Here is a 23,489-nt window from a genome sequence, read left to right on the forward strand (position 1 = left end):
TGACTACTTTTTGACCGTCATTATTCGAATCGGATTGCTTTTACCGGCGAAATCTTGGTAATAATATAGGACGGAATCAGCAAAACAACCAGACACACCAGTATCGTACCCACATTTAATGCACCTATATATAGTATATCAATAACCACCGGTGCCTCGGTAACATAATAGTTTTCCGGATTTAGTTTGACAACTCCAAAATATTTCTGGATCAGCAACACACCTATCCCGATAACATTTCCAAAAAACAGTCCTCTTATAATAAGGTATAAGGCATTGTAAAGAAATATTTTCCGGATCATCCAATTGTTGGCACCTATCGATTTCAAAATACCAATCATTTGCGTACGCTCCAAAATGAGTACCAATAGCGCCACAACCATATTAATGGTTGCCACTACTATCATAATAATAAGGATAACTACGATATTAAAGTCGAATAGTTTCAGCCATTCAAAAATATTAAAGTACTTATCCTGGATAGTCATACTATTATAGGTAGGCGGAATTTCGGAATAGATCTCTTCTCCTTTTTCTTTAATCTTTGAAAAGTCATCAATAAACACTTCAAATTCTCCTACTTCATCCTTACTCCATTTATTGATTCGTTGAACATGGCGGATATCACCCAATACATAAGAGGCATCGAATTCCTGAAATCCGGAATTATAAATACCGACAATTTCAAACCGGCGCAAATTCGGCATCTGGTTATTCCCTCCGTCCTCTTTCATAAAGAACGTATTGAATTTATCGCCTAATTTTAACTGGAGTCTGTTTGCCAGATATTGCGAAATGATCACTTCGGCATTCAAACCGGCTTTTAAATTCGGGATCCTGCCCGCTATAATATATTCTTTCAGCTTATCCCAGCTAAAATCTTTCCCCACTCCTTTAAATACAATTCCTTCAAATGCATTTTCTGTCCGGATAATCCCGGCTTTGGAAGCTGTAGCCTGAACATGGCTGATGCCTTCTACATTTTTAAACTTAGGATAAAACGGCTGATTTATGGAAATGGGCTCCACACTCACTTCGGATTGGTTGTTATCATAATTAGAAATAATAACGTGTCCATTGAATGCGGCAATTTTCTGGCGTATTTTTTGTTGCAATCCTACTCCGGTCGCCACGGAAACAATCATCATCACAATACCGATCGCGATGGCTGCAATTGCAATTTTTATTATTGGTGCAGAAATACTACTTTTATAGTTTTTAGTAGTAATTAATCTTTTTGCTATAAAATATTCTAATCTCAAGTCTTATGATATCAAATTCGGTTTTCAAAAATACAGTTTTATTCTTGGTTTTAGCGACAGTTTCCTGTGGAAATTCTATCATTAAGAGTAAAGAAGAAAAAACAGCAACTTCAAGCAGTATTGCAGCAGCGGATTCAAAAAAGAACGAAATACTTACCGGTGCCGATAATTTTGAAAAATACCAGCCGTTGTTAAAAGGCAAAAAAATCGGGGTGGTTACCAATCAGACCGGTATTGTAAATTATAATACTTCCCGCAAGAAAACAGCCCAACCGGTACATCTGGTTGATTTTCTTTTGGTCAATAAAATTGATGTTCAAAAAATATTTGCTCCCGAACATGGTTTCAGAGGCACTGCCGATGCCGGTGAATTAATCAAAGACGGTAAAGATACCAAAACCGGATTACCGATCATCTCCCTATATGGCAGCAACAAAAAACCAAAACCGGAACAGTTGAAAGATATTGACGTCCTGGTTTTTGATTTACAGGATGTCGGTGCGCGTTTTTACACCTATATATCCTCGTTACACTATATCATGGAAGCCTGTGCAGAGGAAAACATTCCTTTAATTATCCTGGACAGACCGAATCCGAATGGTAAAATCGTTGACGGACCCGTTTTGGAGAAAGAGTTTACCAGTTTTGTAGGAATGCACCCTATCCCGGTTTTGCACGGTATGACCATCGGGGAATACGGCAAAATGATCAATGGGGAAAAGTGGTTAAAGAATGGGATTCAGTGTCCGCTGGAAATAATCCCATGCTCCAATTACAAAAGAACGCTGGCTTACAGCCTTCCGGTGAAACCGTCACCGAATCTTCCGAATGACCAGTCGATAAATTTATATGCCAGCCTGTGTTTTTTTGAAGGAACAAATGTTAGTGTAGGCCGCGGAACAGATAAACAATTCCAGCTTTACGGTTCTCCGTTTTTACCGAAATCCGATTTCAGCTTTACGCCATCGCCCAATACCGGTGCTAAAGAACCGCCTTACAACGGAAAGTTATGCTATGGTGAAGACCTGTCGCAGGCTACTCCCGTTTCCCGTTTAGAATTGAAGTGGCTGATAAAGGCGTATCAGGAAACTACCGATAAAAAAGCTTTTTTCAACAGTTTCTTTAGTAAATTAGCCGGCACTAAAAAGTTACAACAGCAAATCGAATCCGGGCTGAGCGAAACGGAGATCCGGAAAACATGGGAAAAAGGGCTGACTGCTTTTCAAAAAACAAGAGCACCTTATCTTATATATGAAAACTAAACACTGATTTATCTTTGCGATTTCCTTTAAAAAATACTATTTCCCGAAGAACGTTTTTAATAACCAGTCTTGGCGTCATTGTTATGACCATGATTGCTATTTATTTTTTGAGCAACCTGATCACCAAAATCACCGAAAGATCCAATCAGGAAATTGCACAAAGAAGTTTTTTAAAGAAATATGATGTTTTCCAGCAGGAGTTTTCGCGATTACTGGAGCAGAAAAAGAATGTCAACCAGGTTTTAAAAATCAGTACCGACAAGAATCTGGCCAACAACCTTTCGGTTTTAAATGCGATCCAGCTTAGCAATCCCGTTGTTATCTCCAATTGGTTCCAGATTAACAACGGCAAAATTTACAGCAACAGTTCTTCTCAAAAAACATCTTTTGAGAAGAATCTCAATCTGCTGGTCGATCCTATTAATAAGGAAGAAAACACCAGTCTTATTCTCCGCAAGGGCGATACTTTAATCTGGCGCAATTATTTTAAAATCAGAAAAGACGAAACAACGGCCATCCGTTACGGTTATGATGTTGATTTAAAAAAGCTGCATCAGTATTTTTCCACGATAGATGAGAATGCGCCAAACTATGCTTTTGTGTTTGACAAAAACGGCACCTGCATTTTCCATCCGGATATTGAAAAGAACGGTAAAAACATTTTTACTTTTTCCAATCTGAAGCCTTCCGATACTATTTTCAAAAGGAAAACGGACTACAATGAGGAGATTGCCATGTCGGAATACCTGCAGCTGGACGTTATCCGCTTTGTAAAACCGCTTCATTTTGAGGGTATCGACTGGTACATCTGTATTAACTTCCCCAAAATGATTGCCGATGAGAATGTAAACAATGTCAAAAAATATGCTTCGGCCATTTACCTGACCACGACATTTATCCTGGTTTTTGTTTTCTATCTGTTCAATCGTGCCAACCGGAAGGAATATCTGGAAAAAGAAGCCCTGATCAAGGACAAAAACAATTTATTACTGGAAAACGAAAAGGTTACCAAAGAGAAGGCGCTGATCCAGCTGCAACAGCTGAAGGAACAGATCAATCCGCATTTTTTATTCAACACGCTGAATTCACTCTATATGCTGATTGATGTCAATGCGCAAACCGCTAAAAAGTTCACGCTGAATCTTTCCAAAATTTACCGTTATCTTATCGATCCGCCACAGGAAAACATCGTTCCGTTGAGCGATGAGCTATCGTTTATAGAGAAATATATCTTTCTACAGATGACGCGGTTCAATGAAGAATTGCAGTTTTCCATTGAAATTGAAGAAGATTCGGGTCTGATTAAAGATATTCCGTATCTGGCGCTTCAGATTTGTATTGAAAATGTGATAAAGCACAATTCTGCGACCATCGAATCGCCTTTAAAAACCCGCATTATTATTAAAAAAGACAGCGTAATTATTAGCAATAATTTACAAAAAAAGGCCAGTCCTGAACAAAGTAATAATTTTGGGCTGAAATATTTACAAAGTATATATAATTATTATTCGAAAAAAGACTTCAAAACATTTGAAGAAAACGGAAATTTCATTTGTATCCTACCTCTTATTGATTAAAAAAAGAGCACTCACTCTCAAAAAATAGCCACTCACTCCGTTTTGTTTTTTTATCGCCGCCAAAGCTTCTAAATTTCGCGATAATTATTTAACCTAAACTTAACATAGATGAGCAAAAAGGCATTCATATCAAACACAAAATATGTATTGATATTATTGTTTTTACTAAGTAATGTTGCCGCATTTTCCCAAAAGAAAAAGCAAAAAGATACAAAATCAGAAACGACAAAAGACACTACGATTACAAAAACAAAAGGTTACGCAGAATTATTAAAAAAAGGAACTTTGAAAAAAGGGCTTTTTAATACGATTCAGGTCAAGACCGATATTTATTTTGAAATTCCCGATAGTTTAATGGGGAGAGAATTCCTTGTGGTAAACAAATTATCGCAAGTACCGATGCAGGTTAATGAAGCCGGATTAAACAAAGGAATGAATTATGAAAACAAAGTAATTACCTTTTACAAAGATACGGTTGCCAAAAAAGTATGGGTGAAATCATTCCTGCCAAAAGTTTCTTCACCGGAAACGGATGCGATAACCGAATCGGTAAAAAACAATTTTTCGGAATCCATTATTGAGGTTTTTGACATTGAAACCAAAAACAGTGATTCGACAGCAGTAGTCATTAAAGTAAACAAGATCTTTGACGGAAAGCAGAAGAGTTTTAACGATGTACTGAGTTCGATTGGATTTGGCGGATCTGTTAAGTCTGATTTATCGTATATAGAAAGTGTAAAGACCTTTCCGGGCAATGTGGTGGTAAAATCGCAATTAACGACCTCTATCAGCGAAGGCGGACCTGCTTTATCCGTAACTTTAGGTGTTACCAGCAATATTGTATTGTTGGACAAGGTTCCGATGCAATCCCGCTTTTTAGACAAACGCATCGGTTATTTTACAGAAAAGCACTGGTATTTTAACGATACCCAGCATGCCATGGTTGAAAAGGAATTGATCACCCGCTGGCGATTGGAACCTAAAAAAGAAGATGAAGCAAAATACCTGAAAGGGGAATTGGTAGAACCTAAAAAACCGATAGTGTATTATATTGACCCATCCACCCCAAAACAGTGGAGACAATATATTATTGACGGGGTACATGACTGGCAGGCCGCTTTTGAAAAAGCAGGATTCAAGAACGCAGTAATTGCTAAGGAACCTACCGAAGCCGATACCGATTTTGATGTAAATGATGTGCGCTATTCGGTAATTACCTATGCCGCTTCACCAAAAGCAAATGCAATGGGCCCGTCTGTAGTAGACCCGAGAAGCGGTGAGATATTAGAAGCCGATATTATCTGGTGGCACAATGTAATGACCTCTTTGCACAGCTGGATGCGTATCCAGACCGGACCAATAGATCCGAAAGCCAGAGGTAATAAATTTAGTGATGAACACATGGGAGAAGCGATCCGTTTTGTTTCTTCGCATGAAGTGGGGCATACTTTTGGATTAAAACACAATATGGGCTCTTCTTTTGCGTTTGAAGTAGATTCACTTCGTTCCAAAGCGTTTACTGAAAAGATGGGCGGAACAGCACCTTCAATCATGGATTATGCCCGTTACAACTATGTGGCACAACCGGAAGACGGTGTTACAGCGATTACTCCTAAAATTGGAGAATATGACAAATATGCGATAGAATGGGGATACCGATGGTATCCAGATGAAACGGAAGAAAAAACAAAATTGAACGCTTTAATCACAAAACATCAGCATGATCCTATTTACTTTTACGGTGAACAGCAGGACGGTGCGGCTATAATTGACCCTCGTTCTCAGTCGGAAGACTTAGGAAATGACGCTGTTAAAGCCAGTGAATACGGTTTAAAGAATTTAAAACGCGTTGTCAATAATATCCTGACCTGGACATACGACAAAGATGAGTCATATTATGAAACAGGGAAATTATATATCGGAACTATCGGGCAATGGCAATTGTACAACCGTCATGTACTGAACAATATTGGCGGTGTGTATCTGAACACTACAGTACACGGTGACAACAAGGCCAGTTATATTCCGGTTCCGGCAGCAATGCAGCGAAAAGCAACCGATTATTTGCTTAGAAATGTGATTACAATTCCGGAATGGTTGTTTTTCAATTCAATACTTGACAAAACCAATCCATTAAAAGATTCGCCGGTTGGCCCTTATGAATATACGCCTTATACCCTGTCGAGAGAATTGCAGTATGGTATTTTATATGATCTTTTCAGCGATGAGCGTTTGCTTCGTATGATTGAAAACGAATTGTATCAACGAAACAACAGTAACGATAAATTGTTCACGGTAAGTAATTTGTTTGGTAAAGTACATCAGCAGATCTTCGGGGCTACTCTTCAGAATAAATCACTATCCATTCTGGAGCGTATGACACAAAAGAACTATGTAGATGTATTGATCGTTTCCACAAACAAACTGTTTGAAAAAACGGATGCCAAGAAATCGCTACAGTTTTCGAAAACACTGAGTATGCCAACCTTATGTAACCATCTTCATGAAGATCGAATGGTGCGAAATATCAACCAGTCTTCTTTAAAAAGAGTTACCGAGGTAACATCCGAAAAGAAAGGGGAATTAAACAAGATTCTGCAACTGTTAAGATTGAAGAAGAATACCGGAAACCAGGAAACCCGAAATCATTATGCCGATTTAATTAATCGTATTGACAAAGCACTAAACAATCCACTATAAACTGACTGACAAAAATGAAAAAACTAATTTTTTTAATGGCTATCCTCCTCTCCTATGTTAGCCATGCCCAAGAAACCAGGACGGTTACCGGAAAGGTAACCGATTCCCAAGATAAGTTACCTATGCCGGGTGTTTCGGTATATGTTGAGAACCAATCCATTTCCAACAAAACGGAACAAAATGGTATTATTCAGAGTACCGGTGTCGGAACAGTTACCGATATGGATGGTCATTTCAAATTGGAAATTTCCAAAGATGTAAAAAGCCTTCGGGTTAGTTTTATTGGCTACCAATCATATCTGATTGACCTGTCGTCACAAAGTAACTATAATGTTTCTTTGAAAGCCGACATGAATCAATTGCAGGAAGTTGTGGTTACGGGCTATCAGAAAATTGAGAAACGTAAACTTACAGCTGCCCTGACTAAAGTAGACATGGAGAACATTCAGCAAGCCGGTGTTGCCAGCGTTGACCAGTTATTGGCGGGTCAGGTTGCCGGTGTAGCCGTTACTCCCGGAAATGGTGCCCCGGGTGGTGCTGCAAAAATCAGGATCAGGGGTACTGCCTCTCTTTCCGGACCGCAGGATCCGCTATGGGTATTGGACGGACTTCCGTTAGAAGGAAATGACGTTCCGAAATTTAATGACAAAGACAATATTGACCAGTTGAATAACTTTTCTATTGCCGGTTTAAATCCGGATGATATTAAAGATATTACTATTTTAAAAGATGCCGCTGCAACAGCAATTTATGGTGCAAGAGCGGCTAACGGTGTTATCGTGATTACCACTAAAAAAGGTAAAAAAGGAAGAATGGCTGTGAATTTCACTGCCAATACCTTCGTAACGCAAAAACCGGATTTTTCGAAGTTAAATTTAATGAATGCCGACCAGAAAGTGGATTTCGAACTGGCTTTGGCAGGACGTTCTGATTTAACCTACAGAGACGGAAACGGTGAAATTTCCCGTATTCTTAACGGTGCCGGTGAATTAAGCGCTTACAGAACCGGTGGATTCTCTGCATTGACTCTGGGAACACAGCAGGCGATTAACGCTTTGCGTAAAAATCAAACCAACTGGGGCGATTTATTATACCGTACAGCTGTAAACAAACAATACGGATTGAGTATTTCCGGTGGTGGTGAAAAATCAGACTACTATTTCTCATTAGGATACTATGACGAAAAAGGAGCGACCATAGGAACCGGTTTTGAAAGATATAACCTTACGTTAAAAAACAATTACGAATTATCAGACAAGTTTAAAGTAGGTGTTGGTTTATTCGGAAGTCAGAGTAAAAACACTTCCTATATTTCCGATACGGATGCTTTTACCAATCCTGCTAATTATTCCCGTAGTGCTAATCCGTATTTATCGCCAATTGATGCCAACGGTAATTATGTATATGACAAAGATATCCAGGGATATTCGGATCGTTATGTTCCGTTCAACTTCCTGGAAGAAAGAGAAAACACTTCGTATGAATTAAAAACAAGAGCATTAAAAGCGATTTTTGATCTGGAGTATAAAATCACCAATGATTTAAAACTGACTTCTCAAATCGGTTTACAGCTGGATAATTCCGGTACCGAAAAATATGCCGGAAAAGAAACATATTTCTCCCGTAAGGAAAGAGAAAAAACCAGACGATACAGCAATGGAAATTATTACTATTTCTTACCGGATGGCGGGATCATTCAAAACTGGAATACCGATTTTTTCCAGTATAACGTAAAAACACAGTTAACCTACAACAAGACTTTCAATGAAAAACACGAATTGGACCTTCTTGTGGGTAATGAGTTAAGAAGAACCTATAATACGAGTATCTATACCAGAGGATTTGGTTATGACCGTAAAACCGGAAACACTATTCAGCCAATTTTCCCGAACCAGGAAACAGCAAACAGTTCCGATTATAAAATGTACAACAGAACGAAAAACGAGAATGCTTTTGCTTCTTTCTATGCAACAGCTTCGTATACCTACGACAGAAAGTATACTGTTTTCGGAAGTGTGCGATATGACGGTTCCGATCTATTCGGAGTAGATCCTAAATACAAATACCTTCCGTTATGGTCTATTTCCGGTTCCTGGTTAGCTTCAGAAGAGAACTTCTTAAAAGACAATGTTCCGACAATTAGCAATTTAAGACTTCGTGCTTCTTACGGTTTACAAGGAAATATAGACAAAGGTACTTCTCCGTTCGTAGTAGGAAACTATAACAACACCAGTATTCTTCCGGGACAATCGGAGCCGACTATTGTGGTGACCAGTCCTCCAAACAGCAAATTGCGTTGGGAGAAAACAGAAAACGTTAACTTTGGTCTGGACTTAGGTGTTTTAAAAAACCGTATTAATGTAGCGGCAGATCTATATGGCAGAAAGAGTACCGATTTATTAGGTATCCGTGCTTTACCGCTTGAAAACGGTTTCGAATATACAAACATGAACTGGGCTCAGGTAACGAACAAAGGTTTTGAGATTTCATTATCGACTAAGAACATTGATAATCCTAATTTCAAATGGTCTACCAACTTTAACTTTGCACATAACAAGAGTAATATTGACCGTGTAGAAGTGAGAGCGAACAGCTACCTGCCATCAGGAGAAGGCTATCCGGTTAATGCCGTTTTCGCTTTGAAAACTGCCGGAATCGATGCTAATGGTTATCCACAGTTTTTAAACAACAATGGTGAAGTGGTTAGCGCTGTGAATTTCTTTAAATTGTTTGACCCGTATGCCGATTTCCTACCGGGAGAATTATCCCAGTCTGCTTTAAGCGCATCGGAATTCAGAAATTTATTTACCTATATGGGTGACCAGGATCCTAAATTTACAGGAGGTTTTATCAATACCTTTAAGGTTAAAGATTTCGATTTAACGGTTTCAACAGCTTTTAATTTAAAACAAACGGTTGTTAAAAGACCGCCATACAACGGAACACAAGTGGACAGAGGTCAGAACTTCACCACAGATATTTTAAATGCATGGTCGCCTTCCAACCCGAATTCTAACTTACCGGGAATCGTAGGTCAGCAATCCGGTACCGGAGATTCCTGGATGGCATACCAGTGGTTTGCAAACGCATCGCCAATTAACACTTATGCGCTTTTGGATACCTGGGTAGAAGAAATGAGTTATTTGAGAATCAGCAGTATTCGTTTGGGGTATTCCTTACCGAAAGCGGTAACTGAAAAAATGAGCATTCAGAATGTTCGATTCAGCGTTGAGGGAAGAAATCTTTTCGTTATTAGTTCTGATTACAAAGGTTATTTTGATCCGGAAACATTTGGTAACATTTATGCACAGCCAATCCAACGATCAATAACATTGGGTGTAAACTTAACTTTTTAAAAATTGAGAATCATGAAAAAAATATCAAAATATATCGTTCTGTTTGCTGCTGCTATCGGAATGACCGGCTGTAATGAGTTCCTGGACATTAAACCGGAAGGAAAAGTGATTCCGGAAACGCTGGAAGATTTCCGTGCCGTACTGACAACCGGATATAATGCTTTTCCAAGACACAAATCGCTTGCTTCATTACGCGCAGACGAGCTGACCTTGAACGAATTTGACGATCAGCTGGTTTATTACAGAGACATCTATATCTGGAAAGATGCCAACCCGGATCCGGCAACAACCACATTTCAATGGGGACAGCTGTACAACACTATTTTCTATACGAATGTTGTGATTAACGAAGCCAGTGCAAAAGTTCCGGCTTCAACAGAAAAGAACCAGCTAATCGGTGAAGCACATGCTTTAAGAGCCCTTACCTATTTTGACCTGATCAACCTGTTTGGGAAACCATACAACGCAGCGACATCTGGCAGTGATAAAGGTGTGCCTTTGGCTTTGGAAGTGGATCTGGAACAGAATTTCATTCCGGAAAGTGTTGCCAATGTTTACAATCAGATCCTTTTCGATATCGACCAGGCTAAGAATTTATTGAATCAGTCTACACAGGCGACAGGGTTAAACTACCGTTTTTCCAAAGCTTCCATTTTTGCTTTAGAAGCAAGAGTGCGTTTGTACCGTAACGAATGGCAAAAAGCACTGGATGCTGCCAATACGGCTCTGACTTATAAAAGTGAGCTTGCCGACCTGAACAGTGCCGCTGTGTTACCAAACAAATTCAACGGAGTGGAATCGGTAATGGCTTTAGACGATGCTTTTATCAGTACTTTAAAAACGGCTTCTTATGCTTCTGCAGATCTGATTGGTGCTTTCAGCCAGCAGAATGACCTTCGTTTTCCGTTGTATTTCCAGGCATCGGGCAGCCGCTTCAAATTTAAAAAAGGTGGTGAGCAGGATCAGAAATGTACTTTCAGAACTTCCGAGTTGTATTTAATCAAAGTGGAAGCGCAGTTAAGACTGGACAACGTTACCGAAGCAAAAGCAACGGTATTGCCATTGTTACAGAAAAGATATACGCCGGCCGGATATACCCAGTTGAGTGCCCAGGTGAACAACATGTCTGCCCAGGATTTCACCAACTTCCTTTTTGAAGAAAGAAGACGTGAGTTAGCCGTAGAAGGGCATCGCTGGTTTGATCTGAGAAGAATGAATCAGAAACAGATCATTCACCAGATAGACGGACAGGATTATACGCTTATTCAGAATGACCCGCGTTATACGCTGCCTTATCCACGAAATGCGCAGTTGAATAACCCTAATTTATAATTTCAGGAAGTCCGGTTTTAAAACCGGGCTTTTTTTTTACTTTTACATAAAAAAGTAAAATGCAAGTAGCTATTGTAGAAGATGAGCATCTGGCTTCCGGTTATCTCAAATCGATTTTGGAGAAACAGGACGTCATTGCAGTGTCTAAAATAACTATTTTAAAATCTGTAAAAGAAGCGGTTGCTTTCTTTAAAGAGCATACTGTCGACCTGGTTTTTATGGACATTCACCTGGGTGACGGCAAAAGTCTGGACATTTTTGAAGAAATTTCTATTCCGAGTCCGATTATCTTTGTTACGGCTTATGATGCTTATGCCATACAGGTCTTCAAACATTTTACTATCGATTACCTGCTCAAGCCTTTTGAAGAACAGGAACTGCTTGCCGCAATATCGAAATACAAAAAGATGAAAAGCGCTTTCGACCTGAATCAGACGGTACAATCGCTGGCAACCATCGAAAACAAAAACGCCGATTCCTACCAGAAACGTTTTCTGGTGAATCACGGTTATAAGTTTATTTCAATAAACGATTCCGATATTGATTGCTTTATGGGTTCCGGAAAGCATCTTTTTATTTACACTTCAAACGGCAACAGTTATTTGTACAGTGACACCATCAAGGATGTTATCAACAAACTCAATCCGGAGTTCTTTTTTAAAGTTAACCGGAAATACATTTTCCATATCTCGGCGATCAAAGAAGTCATTCGCCATTCCAGCCAGAAAGTAGAAATTAAAGTTACCGCCGCCATCAATGACAGCAGTCCGATATTGGTCAGCAAACATGAGATTGCCAACTTTAAAAAGTGGCTGGACCGGTAAATAAATCGGTCTGCGTTTATAACTGCACAACAATAGCGGGATTCACGGCCAGCAATTCCGTAACAAATGCTGCCTTTTCTTTTGGGGAAATAATAACGCTTTTTGAGTCTTCATATTTTATTTCAATCCTGTCCGTAATCGAATTTGCAGGCGCACTTAATACCGAATCGGTTTTCATGACCGATTGAATGGACATGATCTTTATTTTCTTATTGACCAAAAATCCTGCTTTTACCTGTAAAATATCCCCTTTAATGTAGTATTTCGTTTCCAGGAACAGGTAAACAATAAACGCCAGCACCGCACACATAAGCAATGCTCCTTTCCAATCCTTCTGACTGATAAACAGTATTGCCGGACCTATAAAAGAGGCGGCAAGAATCATAATGATTGCGGAATCGGTTTTGGATCGGAATGTTTTCAACTTAAAGCGGCATTTTTTTCTTCATTTCTTCCACTATATTATACGCGGCCGGACAGATGGCAACATTCTTTAAAGTAAGATTTGCTATCTGCTGGAATTTCTTCCTGTCGGTATGCGGAAACTCCCGGCAGGCTTTTGGGCGCACATCGTAGATCATACAATAATTTTCATGATCCAGAAAAGTACAGGGAACACTTTGCAGCACATAATCGTTGTCCTCATCAATGCGGAGGTATTTTTCTATAAACTGCTGCGGTTTCATCCGGAAATGTTTGGCAATCCGTTCCACATCGGCAATTGTAAACAAAGGTCCTGTTGTTTTACAGCAATTGGCACATTTCAGGCAATCCGTTCTTTTAAACTCGGCATCATGCAGTTCCTGCATCACATAATCCAGATTCTTGGGCGTTTTCTTTTTCAGCTTATCGAAATACTTTTTGTTTTCGTTATGCTTATCTTTGGCAAGCTTTGGAAGATTTTTTATAAGATTGTCCATTTTGGATATGCAGCTAGGTTATTCAATAAATCTGCAGCAAATAAACAAATAACCGATATAAGATACAAACTAAATAATGAAAGACCTAATAGGAAAAGCAATACTGGATTATCAGACGCATAACGCACCGGAAGACATCATTACCGAAACTTCAATTACCGAAGCCGACAGTATGAGTGTTGCCTATCTTTTCCGCAGTTTTAAAGAAATGCCGAAAATCGAGCAAAAAGCACTGCAGCTTGCCAAAGGAAGGGTTCTCGATGTGGGCTGCGGTGCCGGAAGCCACAGCCTGTATTTACAGGAAAAAGGGTTTGATGTTACGGCTATTGATATTTCGGAAAACGCTGTTGAAGCCTGTAAGTTAAGAGGTCTTCAAAACGCTTTTGTCCAGGACATGATGACGCTTACAGCTGCGCCGTTCGATACGATCCTGCTGCTGATGAACGGAACCGGTATTTGCGGAAAGCTGAACCGGATCGCTCCGTTTCTTCAGAAACTAAAAACTTTATTATCCATACATGGACAGATTTTAATTGACAGTTCCGATATTATTTATATGTTCGATGAAGATGAAGACGGCGGAAAATGGATTCCATCCGATGTGGATTATTATGGCGAAGTACTTTTTAATGTTAGCTATAAGGGTGAAAAGGAAGATCCTTTTGACTGGGTTTATGTGGACTACAATACGCTGCAAAATGCGGCACATGCAAACGGCCTGCATTGCAAACTGATAAAAGAAGGTCCGCATTTTGAATACCTGGCACGACTGACGCATCTTAAATTATAACAAAAAGCCTGAGAAAATCTCAGGCTTTTTTTATTGTTGTTGCTACAGTGCTTATTGCATGTATTTCATCATCATTCCTTGTAATGAGCTTCCCCACTCCTGGCTTGCTGTCATGTTTTTCTCTGCGATAACACCCGCTTTTTCAGTCATTTTTTTACCAATCGGAGTTTCGTAAAATTTCAAGATCTGTTTGATATCATCGTGAGTATATTCCTGCATATAAACATTTGCGATTTTATCGTATAGCGACGGTAAAGTTGCTTCAAATTCTACCAGGAAAGCAGCTTGTTTTTCTTTAGGGATCATTTTGATGATCTGATCCTTAACAAGCTTCATTTGTCCCGCAGAACCGGTAACATCGATCACTTTTAATACATCTTTTTTGAAAGCCTCATTCGTTTGGGCCATTCCTATTTGCGTTGCTAAAACAAAGGCAAATGTTAATACTATTTTTTTCATTGTTATTTTGTTAATTAACCAGGATAAAAGTAAACTATTTTATGGAATATTCAAATATTTATGCGTCTGTAATGATACGCGCCATTTGGGGTTGTTCATCACGTAATCCACGATTAGCGGTGTCATTTCCTCTTTCTTACTCCATTCCGGCTGTAAGAACAATATAGCCTTGCCGTTTACTTTAGCAGCCTGCTCTTCGGCAAAAAGAAAATCGTGTTTGTTGTGAATAATCACTTTTAGTTCATGTGCATTTTCATAGACTTCATCCTTAGGAAGTTTTGTCTTTTTTGGCGACAAACAAATCCAGTCCCAGGTTCCCGTTAAAGGATAGGCTCCGGAGGTTTCGATATGTACCCGAAGGTTCTTTTCTTTTAATTTACGGGTTAACGTAGTCATGTCCCACGTTAACGGTTCTCCACCTGTTATAACAACGGTTTCAGCATATTTTTTTGCATTCTCAACAATCAGGTCCGTTGCTGTTGGCGGATGCAGTTCGGCATTCCAGCTTTCCTTTACGTCACACCAATGGCATCCTACGTCACAACCGCCTATCCGTATAAAATAAGCCGCTGTACCGGTATGATAGCCTTCACCCTGAATGGTGTAAAATTCCTCCATTAAAGGCAACATTTCGCCTCTTTCTACCGCTAATTGAATTTCTTTTTTAAGCATGTGTTTCTAAAATAGTCTGCAAAGATAGTTATTTTGAAAACTTTATAATTTGAAATCTTAAAAAGCTTAACCATAATTAACTAAAGTTTATTATCCGGGCCGGCATTCTCAAATAAAAAAACCCGGTAACAGTGTTACCGGGTTTGCTTTGTATTTCGAAATCCCTGCGGATTACAATTTTTTCAACGTGTCTGTAGCATATTTATTACCGGGCTCCAATACTAAAAGTGCCTGTAAGTTTTCTACTGCTTTCGCTTTATCACCGTTATTAGCATAATAAGCCCCAACATAAGTATATGCTTCTATCAGGTTGTTTTTAGCTTTTTCCGTTTCTCCTTTTTCTTTTACAATTTTGATGTATTCTTCATAAGAACCCACCATTACTTTTTTAGATTCCGGAGTATCGATAATACGGTTAACTTTCGCTTTGAATAAGTGTGCATCCTGAGTTGTCGGCGATGCTGCAATTACATTTGTAAAGGCAAGATCTGCTTTAGTCAACTCGTCTTTAGGAGATGTTTTCTCATCATAATTGAAGTATAATGAATATCCTAAATAGAAGTTATCATACAAATAGTTTTTCGATTTTGGATTTTTAACCGCTACTTCAAAGATTTTACCAGACTCTCTGTAGAATTTCTCTTTGAATAGTTTTAAACCAAACTCGTTTAATTCGCTGGCAATAACCGGATCTTTTTCTACTGCTTTGTTGATTTCAACTACCCCTTCGTCAAAGAACGTTTTATCATACGATTTTCCATCTGCCTTTTTAGACAATCCGATTTTAGCTAATCCTAAATACAGGTAATCTCTGGCAATGATTTTCTTAGCTTCTGCTTTTGCAATAAATTCATTTAATGCTTTTACACTTTCCTGGTGGTTTCCGTTCTCATGAGCAGAATATCCCAGATAACGTAAGATTCTCGGATTCACTTTATCCAGCTGTTGCATTTTTTTAGCTTCTGCTTCCAATGCTTTATAGTCTTTTGCCAGGATTAAGAAATCGGCATGACGCATACGGGACTCCAAAGAGTAATCGGTAAGGCTCATGTATTTCTCATAGTACTCCAATGCTTTTTTCACATAAGCATTATAGTTTGTTGTTTCACTGGCACCCCAGTAATAGTACGTTTCTGCTAACTCTCTGTAAACCGGTCCGAAGTTCGGGTTGATGGCTACAATTTCGTTAAACGCTTTTACTGCTTCCGGGAAAGCTTTTGTATTTTTTGTAATCGCTGCTAATTTCACTTTTGCAAGCAACAACGTGTTATCATAATCGTAGGCATTACGGTAAGCACTGTACGACTCGTTTATGTTACGATCGCCATAGTAAGCATCACCTAAGCTCAAATAGGCCTGAGCCGATTTAGGATCAACAACCAGTACTTTTTTCAGGCTTTCGATCGCTTTTTTAAAGTCCGGACGATCCGACTTAATATAAGCTCTACCGATTAACAAAAATTCTTCTGTATCTTTCTTTTTAATATCTTTTGTTGCTTTGGCAAAATTAGCTTCCGCTCCGAAACCATCACCACTGTCAAGGTTCATTTCCCCAAGTCCGATATAGTTAAGTGCTCCTTTATCTTTAGCTGCTAATCCTTTTTCAAAATAGATTTTAGCCGAATCCACAGATTTCTCATTCAAATACAAATCTCCTAAATAGAAAAAATTTCTACCGTTATTGGCATCAGACGCCACTAAAGATTTTAATATTTTTTTTGCCTTGTCATATTGCTCTGCATCAACTGCTTTTTTTGCTTGTTCCAAATCCTGTGCAAAAGTGGCAGTACCAATCACAGACAGTAACAAAGTAAAAACTTTTACATTCTTCATTTTTATTGTTATTTATTATTATTTGGTTTCTTCTATTTATCCTTAACCAGTATTTCTCTACTTGGCATTATTGCGGGAACTAATCCGGATTTTAAAATAATCCGCTGTCCTTTATTCCCTGCAACAAAAGATGCAAACCCCATGCCTAAACCGGTGGTTCCCTGAAAATTTAACAAATACAGCTTTCGCGTAATCGGATAATCACCTTTAGCAATAGCGCTTTGCGTTGGTTTATAGAACTTATTATCTTTCAGTTTATTGTTGTTAACCCCTAAAACTTTAACATTTTCAACATACGGCTGAAGGTCTTTTGGTGCCTGAAGCAGCCAGTTTACGCCAACAACTCCTACTGTTCCAGGGTTAGCAGCAATATGCCTGATTAATTCTTCATTTGAGTTTAAGGAAAAGACACCTTCTTTTGGTAATACCTGTACATTGGCCAATTCTCTGATTGTTCTCACGGAACTTGAGTTGGCATTATCAAAGACCAGATTTTTGATTCTTGTAGATTTTTTCCCCAGCATCACTGCTACAATTTCCTCAGTGGTGATGGTGGAATCTTTTTCTTTAGCATTTACGATAAAAGCTAAGGCATCGGTTCCGATTTCCGTAATACGCGGTATAATACTTTTACTTTTGAAATTCTTCAGTTCGACAGAGTCTAACGTTCGTGGCAGTACAACCACCTGCGAACTATTCTGAAAAATAGATTTTAGTATTTCGGTTTCCGTTTTTTTATGCAATTCAATCTTTGCACGATTGTAATCATTTTCAAAGATAATCACTTCGTCTTCCATTATCGGGAAGATCGTTTCTTCAACCGAAACGGTCGCTTTTCCCGAAACAGGTGTTTCTTCAATTTCTTCCGGATTGTCACTTGGTTTTTTACACCCCATTTGGAATGTCAGGAAAGCCACTCCAAGTAAAACAGATAATTTTAAAGCAATCTTTTTCATCAAAAACATTTAAGCTGCAATAGCCATAGCTACAAAGTTAGTCCTTTTTTTATTTTACAAAACCTTAAAAACGTGAAATTAAACCTAATATTTGGTTAATCTTCCTGCTGCATTAAACGGAAAAACCGGAAAGCGGCATAAATCATCAATAAAATTGCCAGTATTACTCTTCTTGTATAGGAAAGCTCAATGGGCATTGATTTCCATATAATCAAAGTCAATCCCATAAAGACATACAAACACAAGAAGATAAGTCCTAAAACAAACAGAAATCGCTGTTTAGGCGATTTCTGCTTAAAAATTTGAAATATATTCATAGAATTATTCTCCTACTTGAATAGTGATTGGCAAGTTATACGCTACACGTACCGCTCTACCATTTTGAACTCCGGCTTTCCATTTTGGTGCATTCTGCAACATACGGATCGCTTCTTTACCCATTCCGTAACCTGGATCTCTTAAAACTTTAATGTCTGTTAATGATCCGTCTCTTTCAACAACGAAACCAACAATAACTCTTAATGTTTTAACACCTTCATCAACATCAGGAGCTCTGAAGTTTTTCTGAACGTATTTGTTGAAACCAGCCATACCTCCTGGAAATTCCGGCGGAACTTCTACAGTAAAGAATACTTTATTTCCATCGTCAACGATATCCGAGTTTTTAGGCCCGTCACCCGCTGGTTTGTCGATCAGGATATCTCCTGCTTCTTTATCTCCTTTAACATTTTTTTGTCCAGGATCGGCAGTTTCCAAATCTTTAACCGTTGGCGGATCTTCGTCACGCACTAATTTTTTATCAACCACTTTCGGCGGAGGGAATTTCACCTGGTCGTTTACAGACTTTGGTGGCTCCGGTGGTGGTGGTGGTGGTAAAATTTCATCTTTTGGCGGTGGTGGCAATAATGCTGTTTCAATTACCTTGTCCATGTTTTCCTTTTTCTCAACACCGATATTCTCAGAGATAAATCGCATGATCAAAGGAGCACTTACTGCAGAACCGAATAAAACTATTCCAAGAAAAAGTGCTCTTGTTGTAGTTTTAGGGTTCTCTGAACGTAATTGATAAGCACCATAGGCTTTGTTACGGCCTTCAAAAACCATATCAATCCACCCTTTTTTAAATATGTTTAATCTTGACATAATTTAGTTTTTTTAATTAGTCCGGAAAGAATTAATTAATTCCTTCTTTATCTAACATTTTAAGTTCGTCTGGTGTAATATCAACAATCGCATAAGTCGGAACAGATGTAATCGCCATCTCATCTAAAATATCCACTAAGTTTTTATAGTTTGATTTCTTAGAAGGTTTAATTACAACGATTAATCCTTTTTTAGGGTCAGCTCCATAAATTCCTTTTACTTTCTGAATCTGATCCAATATTACCTTACGAATCCCATCTTTACCAAAAGCTACAGCTGTAGGACCTTCTAAAGGTGATGTAGGCTGTCCTTTGAACCATAGGATTTTATTATCTTTTCCTATCAAAATTGTCAACGAACGGTCATCAGGAATAGTTAGCTCAACCTGCGGCTTATCCTTTGGCGTTTTATCCGGCATTGCCAGATTCATTGACTGAGGTTTTGACAACGAAGTCGTTAACATAAAGAAAGTAATCAATAAGAATGCCAAATCCACCATCGCTGTCAAATCGACACCGGCGTTTTGTTTTTTACTTCTTACTTTCTTGCCTTTACCGCCGCCGTCGCCTGTATTTAATTCTGCCATTTCTACAGTTTATTTTTTAATTAAAAATCTTCGCTTCTTAAACCGGTAACCAAGAAGAATTTATTTACTTTTTGGTCTTGAAGAATATCAATTACTTTTTTAACAGTAGGATATTCTTCTTTAGCATCTCCCTTGATAGCGATCTTAAGCTCAGTATTGTTTATTTCTTTTGTCGCATTACGAGCAGCCAGAATCCATTCTCTTAATTGGTTATCAATAGAATCGTATGGGATTCCAGGCTGAAGACCTTCTTTGTTACGCTCTTCTCCGTTTAAAGCGATCAATTGCTTTAAATTTCCGATAGGCACTCCAAAACCATCTATAAGTGAAAATTTCTTAGCTTCTTCATCTGTGAACTTCACATTATATTTTTCTCCCATCTTTGACAAAGTAAGCATTCTTACATCCTTACCTACTACTCCAAAGAATACTTTTTCCTTTCCTACGGTAATTGTTGCCAAATCAGCATCCGGCAATTTTGTTTGTACTGTAGAAGCAGGCGTATCCACCGGAAGCGGCTCTGGGAGCTTTGCCGTAGACGTCATTACAAAGAAAGATAACAACAAGAATGCTACGTCACACATCGCAGTCATATCTATTCTTGTGCTTTTCTTTGACATTTTTGCTTTAGCCATTTTCTTTTAGATTTTTTAATTCCAAACCTGATAGTCGAAACATCATTCCGCTATCCCGTTTGCAATTTGTTATTAAATTACCTTATAATTATGCGTTGTTACGCGCTTTGAAACGTCTGTAAGTTTGCGTGATAGCAAAACCAGCCTCGTCAATAGAATAAGTTAATTTATCAATCTTAGAAGTAAAGATGTTATAAGCAATAATAGCTAGTGTAGAAGTACCAATACCAGTTGCTGTATTAATAAGTGCCTCAGAGATACCTGTTGCCAATGCTGCCTGATCCGGAGCTCCAGCTGCTGCTAATCCAGAGAACGCTTTAATCATACCTGATACCGTTCCTAATAGTCCCATTAACGTACCAATTGATACTAATGTCGCAATAATTGTTAAGTTTTTCTCTAACATTGGCATCTCTAAAGAAGTTGCCTCTTCGATTTCTTTTTGAATAGTTTCTGTAGCTTTCTCACTATCAAAACCTTCTTTTTTAACCTCTTGGTATTTTGTTAAACCAGCTCTAACAACGTTAGCTACTGAACCTTTTTGAGTATCACACTCAGCGATAGCCTCATCAATTTTACCTTGGTTAATTAATACCTGAATATTTTTAACGAAAGTTTCAACATTCCCTTTTCCAGCTGCTTTTGAAATAACGAAGAATCTCTCAATTGAAAACACAACAGTCATCAAAAATAATCCCATCAACACCGGAACGATAAATCCTCCTTTGTAAACCATTCCTAAATAGTTTCCAGGTAGCGGATGACCATTAGGGTCGTTATTGATGAAATTCGATGGTGCACCCATTACATATTTCCAAATAAGAACTCCGACTAAAATACAGATTACAATTGCTAAACCTGCAAATACACTTGATCCATTAGAGCTAGCTCCTTTCCCAACATTTTCGTTAGATACTTTTGTCATTTTTTTTAATTTTTAGTTTTTTGATTTTATTATAACTACCTTCTTACAAAATGAATATTCTCGTCTTATAAGATTCGCAAATTTATGTTTTTAGAGTAAATAAAAAAATAAAAAGCATTTTTTTTAAGTGTTAACAATAAATTATTTAACAATCCCTATACTTTTCTTTATAATTCCACCCGCCACCATTAACATAAGTTTAAATTAATAACGCTTTAATGTTACTATTATTCTTTTTCATTCTTGCTTTTTTCTATAATTTTTTAAAAAAGATACAATTTTGAATATTCCGGATCCGCATATTTTATAGAATCGGATTCGTATATTTGTATAAACACGATCCGTAATACTATTGCTACAACAAAAGATGACAGCTACAAAATTTTCAGATGCTATAAACGCAGGTTACGATTGTAAAGGTGAACATATCGTACTTGGCGGAGCTATTTTAAACGGTGAATCCGTTCCGAATACTCAAATCAAAATCCCTCTTAAAACCCTTAACCGTCACGGTCTTATTGCCGGAGCAACGGGAACCGGAAAGACCAAAACCATACAGGTACTTTCGGAACAGTTATCGCAAAACGGTATTCCGGTACTAATGATGGATATTAAAGGTGATTTTAGCGGCATTGCCATGCCCGGTGAAGAAAAATCGTTTATAACCGAACGCCACGAAAAGATCGGGATTCCTTACGAAACAAAGGCTTTCCCTGTGGAACTAATGAGCCTGTCGTCGCAAAACGGCGTACGCTTAAGAGCCACCGTTTCTGAGTTTGGCCCGGTTTTATTTTCACGTATCCTGGACCTGAACGACACCCAAAGCGGCGTTGTTTCCATCATTTTCAAATATTGTAACGACAACCAGATACCACTGCTGGATTTAAAAGACTTTAAAAAACTGCTGCAATATGCCACCGAAGAAGGCAAAGCCGAATTTGAAAAAGAATACGGGCGGATCTCCACTTCTTCCACCGGTTCCATCCTGAGAAAAGTAATTGAACTGGAGGAGCAGGGAGCCGATTTATTTTTCGGGGAATTGTCGTTTGAAATTGACGATCTAATGCGGATTGACAGCAATGGAAACGGCTATATAAACATTATCCGGCTGACGGACATACAGGACAAACCGAAATTATTCTCCACTTTTATACTTTCGCTTTTAGCTGAAATTTACGGCCAGATGCCGGAACAGGGCGATAGCGGAAGGCCGGAACTGGTTATTTTCATTGACGAGGCGCATTTAATATTCGACCAGGCCAGCAAAGCATTACTGGATCAGATCGAAACAATTGTAAAATTAATCCGTTCCAAAGGCATCGGTATTTATTTTATCACCCAGAATCCTACCGATGTTCCGAATGGCGTATTGGCGCAATTAGGATTAAAAATCCAGCATGCACTGCGCGCTTTTACCGCTAACGACCGGAAAGCCATTAAAATGACTGCTGAAAACTACCCGATTTCCGAGTTTTACAAAACCGACGAAGTCATAACCCAATTGGGTATTGGCGAGGCTTTTGTAACCGCTTTAAACGAAAAAGGGATCCCGACACCGTTAGCAGCCTGTATGCTTCGTTCCCCGATGAGCAGAATGGATATCCTGACACCGGCTGAAATTGACACCATCAACAGCAATTCCAAACTGGTCAAAAAATACCAGGAAACCATCGACCGGGAAAGTGCTTATGAAATACTGAATAAAAAAATAGAATCCGCACAGGAAGTGGCTGCAAAAGAAGCAGAAAAACAAGCCGAAGAAAAAGCACAGAAAAGCACGGCAACCCGCCAGAGCAGCGCCATGAATCCGATTGTAAAAGTCCTGACCAGCGCAACATTTATAAGAGGCGCTTTCGGAATACTATCCAAAATGTTTAAAAAATAATTATGAAAGGATATATCACTATCGGATTACTGATCCTCTCCAATGTTTTTATGACACTGGCCTGGTACGGACATTTAAAATTCAAGGAACTGAAATGGTTTGAAAACGCCGGTTTAATAACGGTAGTTTTAATCAGCTGGGGACTTGCCCTATTTGAGTACTGCTTTCAGGTACCGGCAAACAGGGTAGGCTTTGAAGGCAACGGTGGTCCGTTTAGCCTTATGCAGTTAAAAGTGATCCAGGAGGTTATCACTTTGGTTGTTTTCGTTATTTTTTCTTTGCTTTTTTTCAAAAACGAAACTTTCCGGTGGAATCACGCCGTTGGCTTTTGCTTTTTAGTCCTGGCCGTTTACTTTATATTTAAAAAATAGT

21 protein-coding genes are annotated in these 23,489 nt (G+C 38.6%); 9 read left to right on the forward strand and 12 right to left on the reverse strand.

The features are described 5' to 3' along the window. Positions 1-20: 20 nt before the first annotated feature. Positions 21-1,262 carry an ABC transporter permease gene (locus tag B3394_RS11955; protein ID WP_286923158.1) on the reverse strand — a complete coding sequence of 414 codons (1,242 nt, stop codon included), beginning with the start codon at positions 1,260-1,262 and terminating at the stop codon, positions 21-23. 5 nt (positions 1,263-1,267) lie between these two features. On the opposite strand from B3394_RS11955, the gene B3394_RS11960 reads away from it, so the two are divergent. From B3394_RS11960 to B3394_RS11985, 6 genes are all read left to right on the forward strand, one after another. Next, positions 1,268-2,524: an exo-beta-N-acetylmuramidase NamZ family protein gene (locus tag B3394_RS11960; RefSeq protein ID WP_286923164.1), complete on the forward strand. Its 1,257-nt coding sequence runs from the start codon at positions 1,268-1,270 to the stop codon at positions 2,522-2,524. A gap of 14 nt (positions 2,525-2,538) precedes the next feature. Further along, positions 2,539-4,101, forward strand: coding sequence for a histidine kinase (locus B3394_RS11965; protein WP_177732221.1), 1,563 nt, complete (start codon positions 2,539-2,541; stop codon positions 4,099-4,101). Between the two features lie 108 nt (positions 4,102-4,209). Then, on the forward strand, positions 4,210-6,801 hold the full coding sequence (locus B3394_RS11970) for a zinc-dependent metalloprotease (protein ID WP_286923177.1): 2,592 nt from the start codon (positions 4,210-4,212) through the stop codon (positions 6,799-6,801). 14 nt (positions 6,802-6,815) lie between these two features. Next, positions 6,816-10,157, forward strand: coding sequence for a SusC/RagA family TonB-linked outer membrane protein (locus tag B3394_RS11975; protein WP_286923204.1), 3,342 nt, complete (start codon positions 6,816-6,818; stop codon positions 10,155-10,157). Between the two features lie 12 nt (positions 10,158-10,169). After that, positions 10,170-11,489 carry a RagB/SusD family nutrient uptake outer membrane protein gene (locus B3394_RS11980; RefSeq protein WP_286923206.1) on the forward strand — a complete coding sequence of 440 codons (1,320 nt, stop codon included), beginning with the start codon at positions 10,170-10,172 and terminating at the stop codon, positions 11,487-11,489. Positions 11,490-11,548: 59 nt separating this feature from the next. After that, complete coding sequence (locus B3394_RS11985; protein ID WP_273245648.1) at positions 11,549-12,313, forward strand: LytR/AlgR family response regulator transcription factor; 765 nt, start codon at positions 11,549-11,551, stop codon at positions 12,311-12,313. Between the two features lie 16 nt (positions 12,314-12,329). Here B3394_RS11985 and B3394_RS11990 read toward each other — a convergent pair whose 3' ends face one another. Next, positions 12,330-12,737: a PH domain-containing protein gene (locus tag B3394_RS11990; RefSeq protein ID WP_273245646.1), complete on the reverse strand. Its 408-nt coding sequence runs from the start codon at positions 12,735-12,737 to the stop codon at positions 12,330-12,332. A gap of 1 nt (position 12,738) precedes the next feature. Continuing rightward, on the reverse strand, positions 12,739-13,233 hold the full coding sequence (locus tag B3394_RS11995) for a YkgJ family cysteine cluster protein (RefSeq protein ID WP_177732203.1): 495 nt from the start codon (positions 13,231-13,233) through the stop codon (positions 12,739-12,741). A 76-nt stretch (positions 13,234-13,309) separates the two neighbouring features. Here B3394_RS11995 and B3394_RS12000 point away from each other — a divergent pair, with 76 nt between their 5' ends. Beyond that, complete coding sequence (locus tag B3394_RS12000) at positions 13,310-14,023, forward strand: class I SAM-dependent methyltransferase (protein ID WP_286923270.1); 714 nt, start codon at positions 13,310-13,312, stop codon at positions 14,021-14,023. A 51-nt stretch (positions 14,024-14,074) separates the two neighbouring features. Here the strand turns inward: B3394_RS12000 and B3394_RS12005 are convergent, their stop codons facing one another. The 9 genes from B3394_RS12005 to B3394_RS12045 form a co-directional block, all read right to left on the reverse strand. After that, positions 14,075-14,482, reverse strand: coding sequence for a DUF2059 domain-containing protein (locus B3394_RS12005; protein ID WP_286923274.1), 408 nt, complete (start codon positions 14,480-14,482; stop codon positions 14,075-14,077). 39 nt (positions 14,483-14,521) lie between these two features. Further along, positions 14,522-15,154: a 7-carboxy-7-deazaguanine synthase QueE gene (locus B3394_RS12010; protein WP_177732195.1), complete on the reverse strand. Its 633-nt coding sequence runs from the start codon at positions 15,152-15,154 to the stop codon at positions 14,522-14,524. Between the two features lie 171 nt (positions 15,155-15,325). Next, entirely contained in the window at positions 15,326-16,987 is a 1,662-nt protein-coding gene (locus B3394_RS12015) for a tetratricopeptide repeat protein (protein WP_286923317.1), read from the reverse strand. A gap of 32 nt (positions 16,988-17,019) precedes the next feature. After that, positions 17,020-17,943, reverse strand: coding sequence for a PstS family phosphate ABC transporter substrate-binding protein (locus tag B3394_RS12020; protein WP_273245637.1), 924 nt, complete (start codon positions 17,941-17,943; stop codon positions 17,020-17,022). 95 nt (positions 17,944-18,038) lie between these two features. Further along, the gene (locus B3394_RS12025) at positions 18,039-18,260 is read right to left on the reverse strand and encodes a hypothetical protein (RefSeq protein ID WP_246297045.1); all 222 of its coding nucleotides are present in this window, start codon (positions 18,258-18,260) and stop codon (positions 18,039-18,041) included. A 4-nt stretch (positions 18,261-18,264) separates the two neighbouring features. After that, positions 18,265-19,086 (reverse strand): energy transducer TonB, encoded by an 822-nt coding sequence (locus B3394_RS12030; protein ID WP_177732186.1) that lies wholly within the window; start codon positions 19,084-19,086, stop codon positions 18,265-18,267. A 31-nt stretch (positions 19,087-19,117) separates the two neighbouring features. Next, on the reverse strand, positions 19,118-19,672 hold the full coding sequence (locus tag B3394_RS12035) for an ExbD/TolR family protein (protein ID WP_177732183.1): 555 nt from the start codon (positions 19,670-19,672) through the stop codon (positions 19,118-19,120). 20 nt (positions 19,673-19,692) lie between these two features. Then, positions 19,693-20,307, reverse strand: a complete 615-nt coding sequence (locus B3394_RS12040; RefSeq protein ID WP_273245633.1) for an ExbD/TolR family protein — start codon at positions 20,305-20,307, stop codon at positions 19,693-19,695. A gap of 88 nt (positions 20,308-20,395) precedes the next feature. Then, positions 20,396-21,232: a MotA/TolQ/ExbB proton channel family protein gene (locus B3394_RS12045; protein WP_177732177.1), complete on the reverse strand. Its 837-nt coding sequence runs from the start codon at positions 21,230-21,232 to the stop codon at positions 20,396-20,398. Positions 21,233-21,599: 367 nt separating this feature from the next. On the opposite strand from B3394_RS12045, the gene B3394_RS12050 reads away from it, so the two are divergent. Further along, positions 21,600-23,117: a helicase HerA-like domain-containing protein gene (locus B3394_RS12050; protein ID WP_286923408.1), complete on the forward strand. Its 1,518-nt coding sequence runs from the start codon at positions 21,600-21,602 to the stop codon at positions 23,115-23,117. Positions 23,118-23,119: 2 nt separating this feature from the next. Then, complete coding sequence (locus B3394_RS12055; protein WP_177732171.1) at positions 23,120-23,488, forward strand: DMT family protein; 369 nt, start codon at positions 23,120-23,122, stop codon at positions 23,486-23,488. The last annotated feature ends 1 nt before the right edge of the window (position 23,489 follow it).

It is taken from the genome of Flavobacterium sp. UBA4197 (assembly GCF_002379575.1).
GTDB classification, from domain to species: domain Bacteria; phylum Bacteroidota; class Bacteroidia; order Flavobacteriales; family Flavobacteriaceae; genus Flavobacterium; species Flavobacterium inviolabile.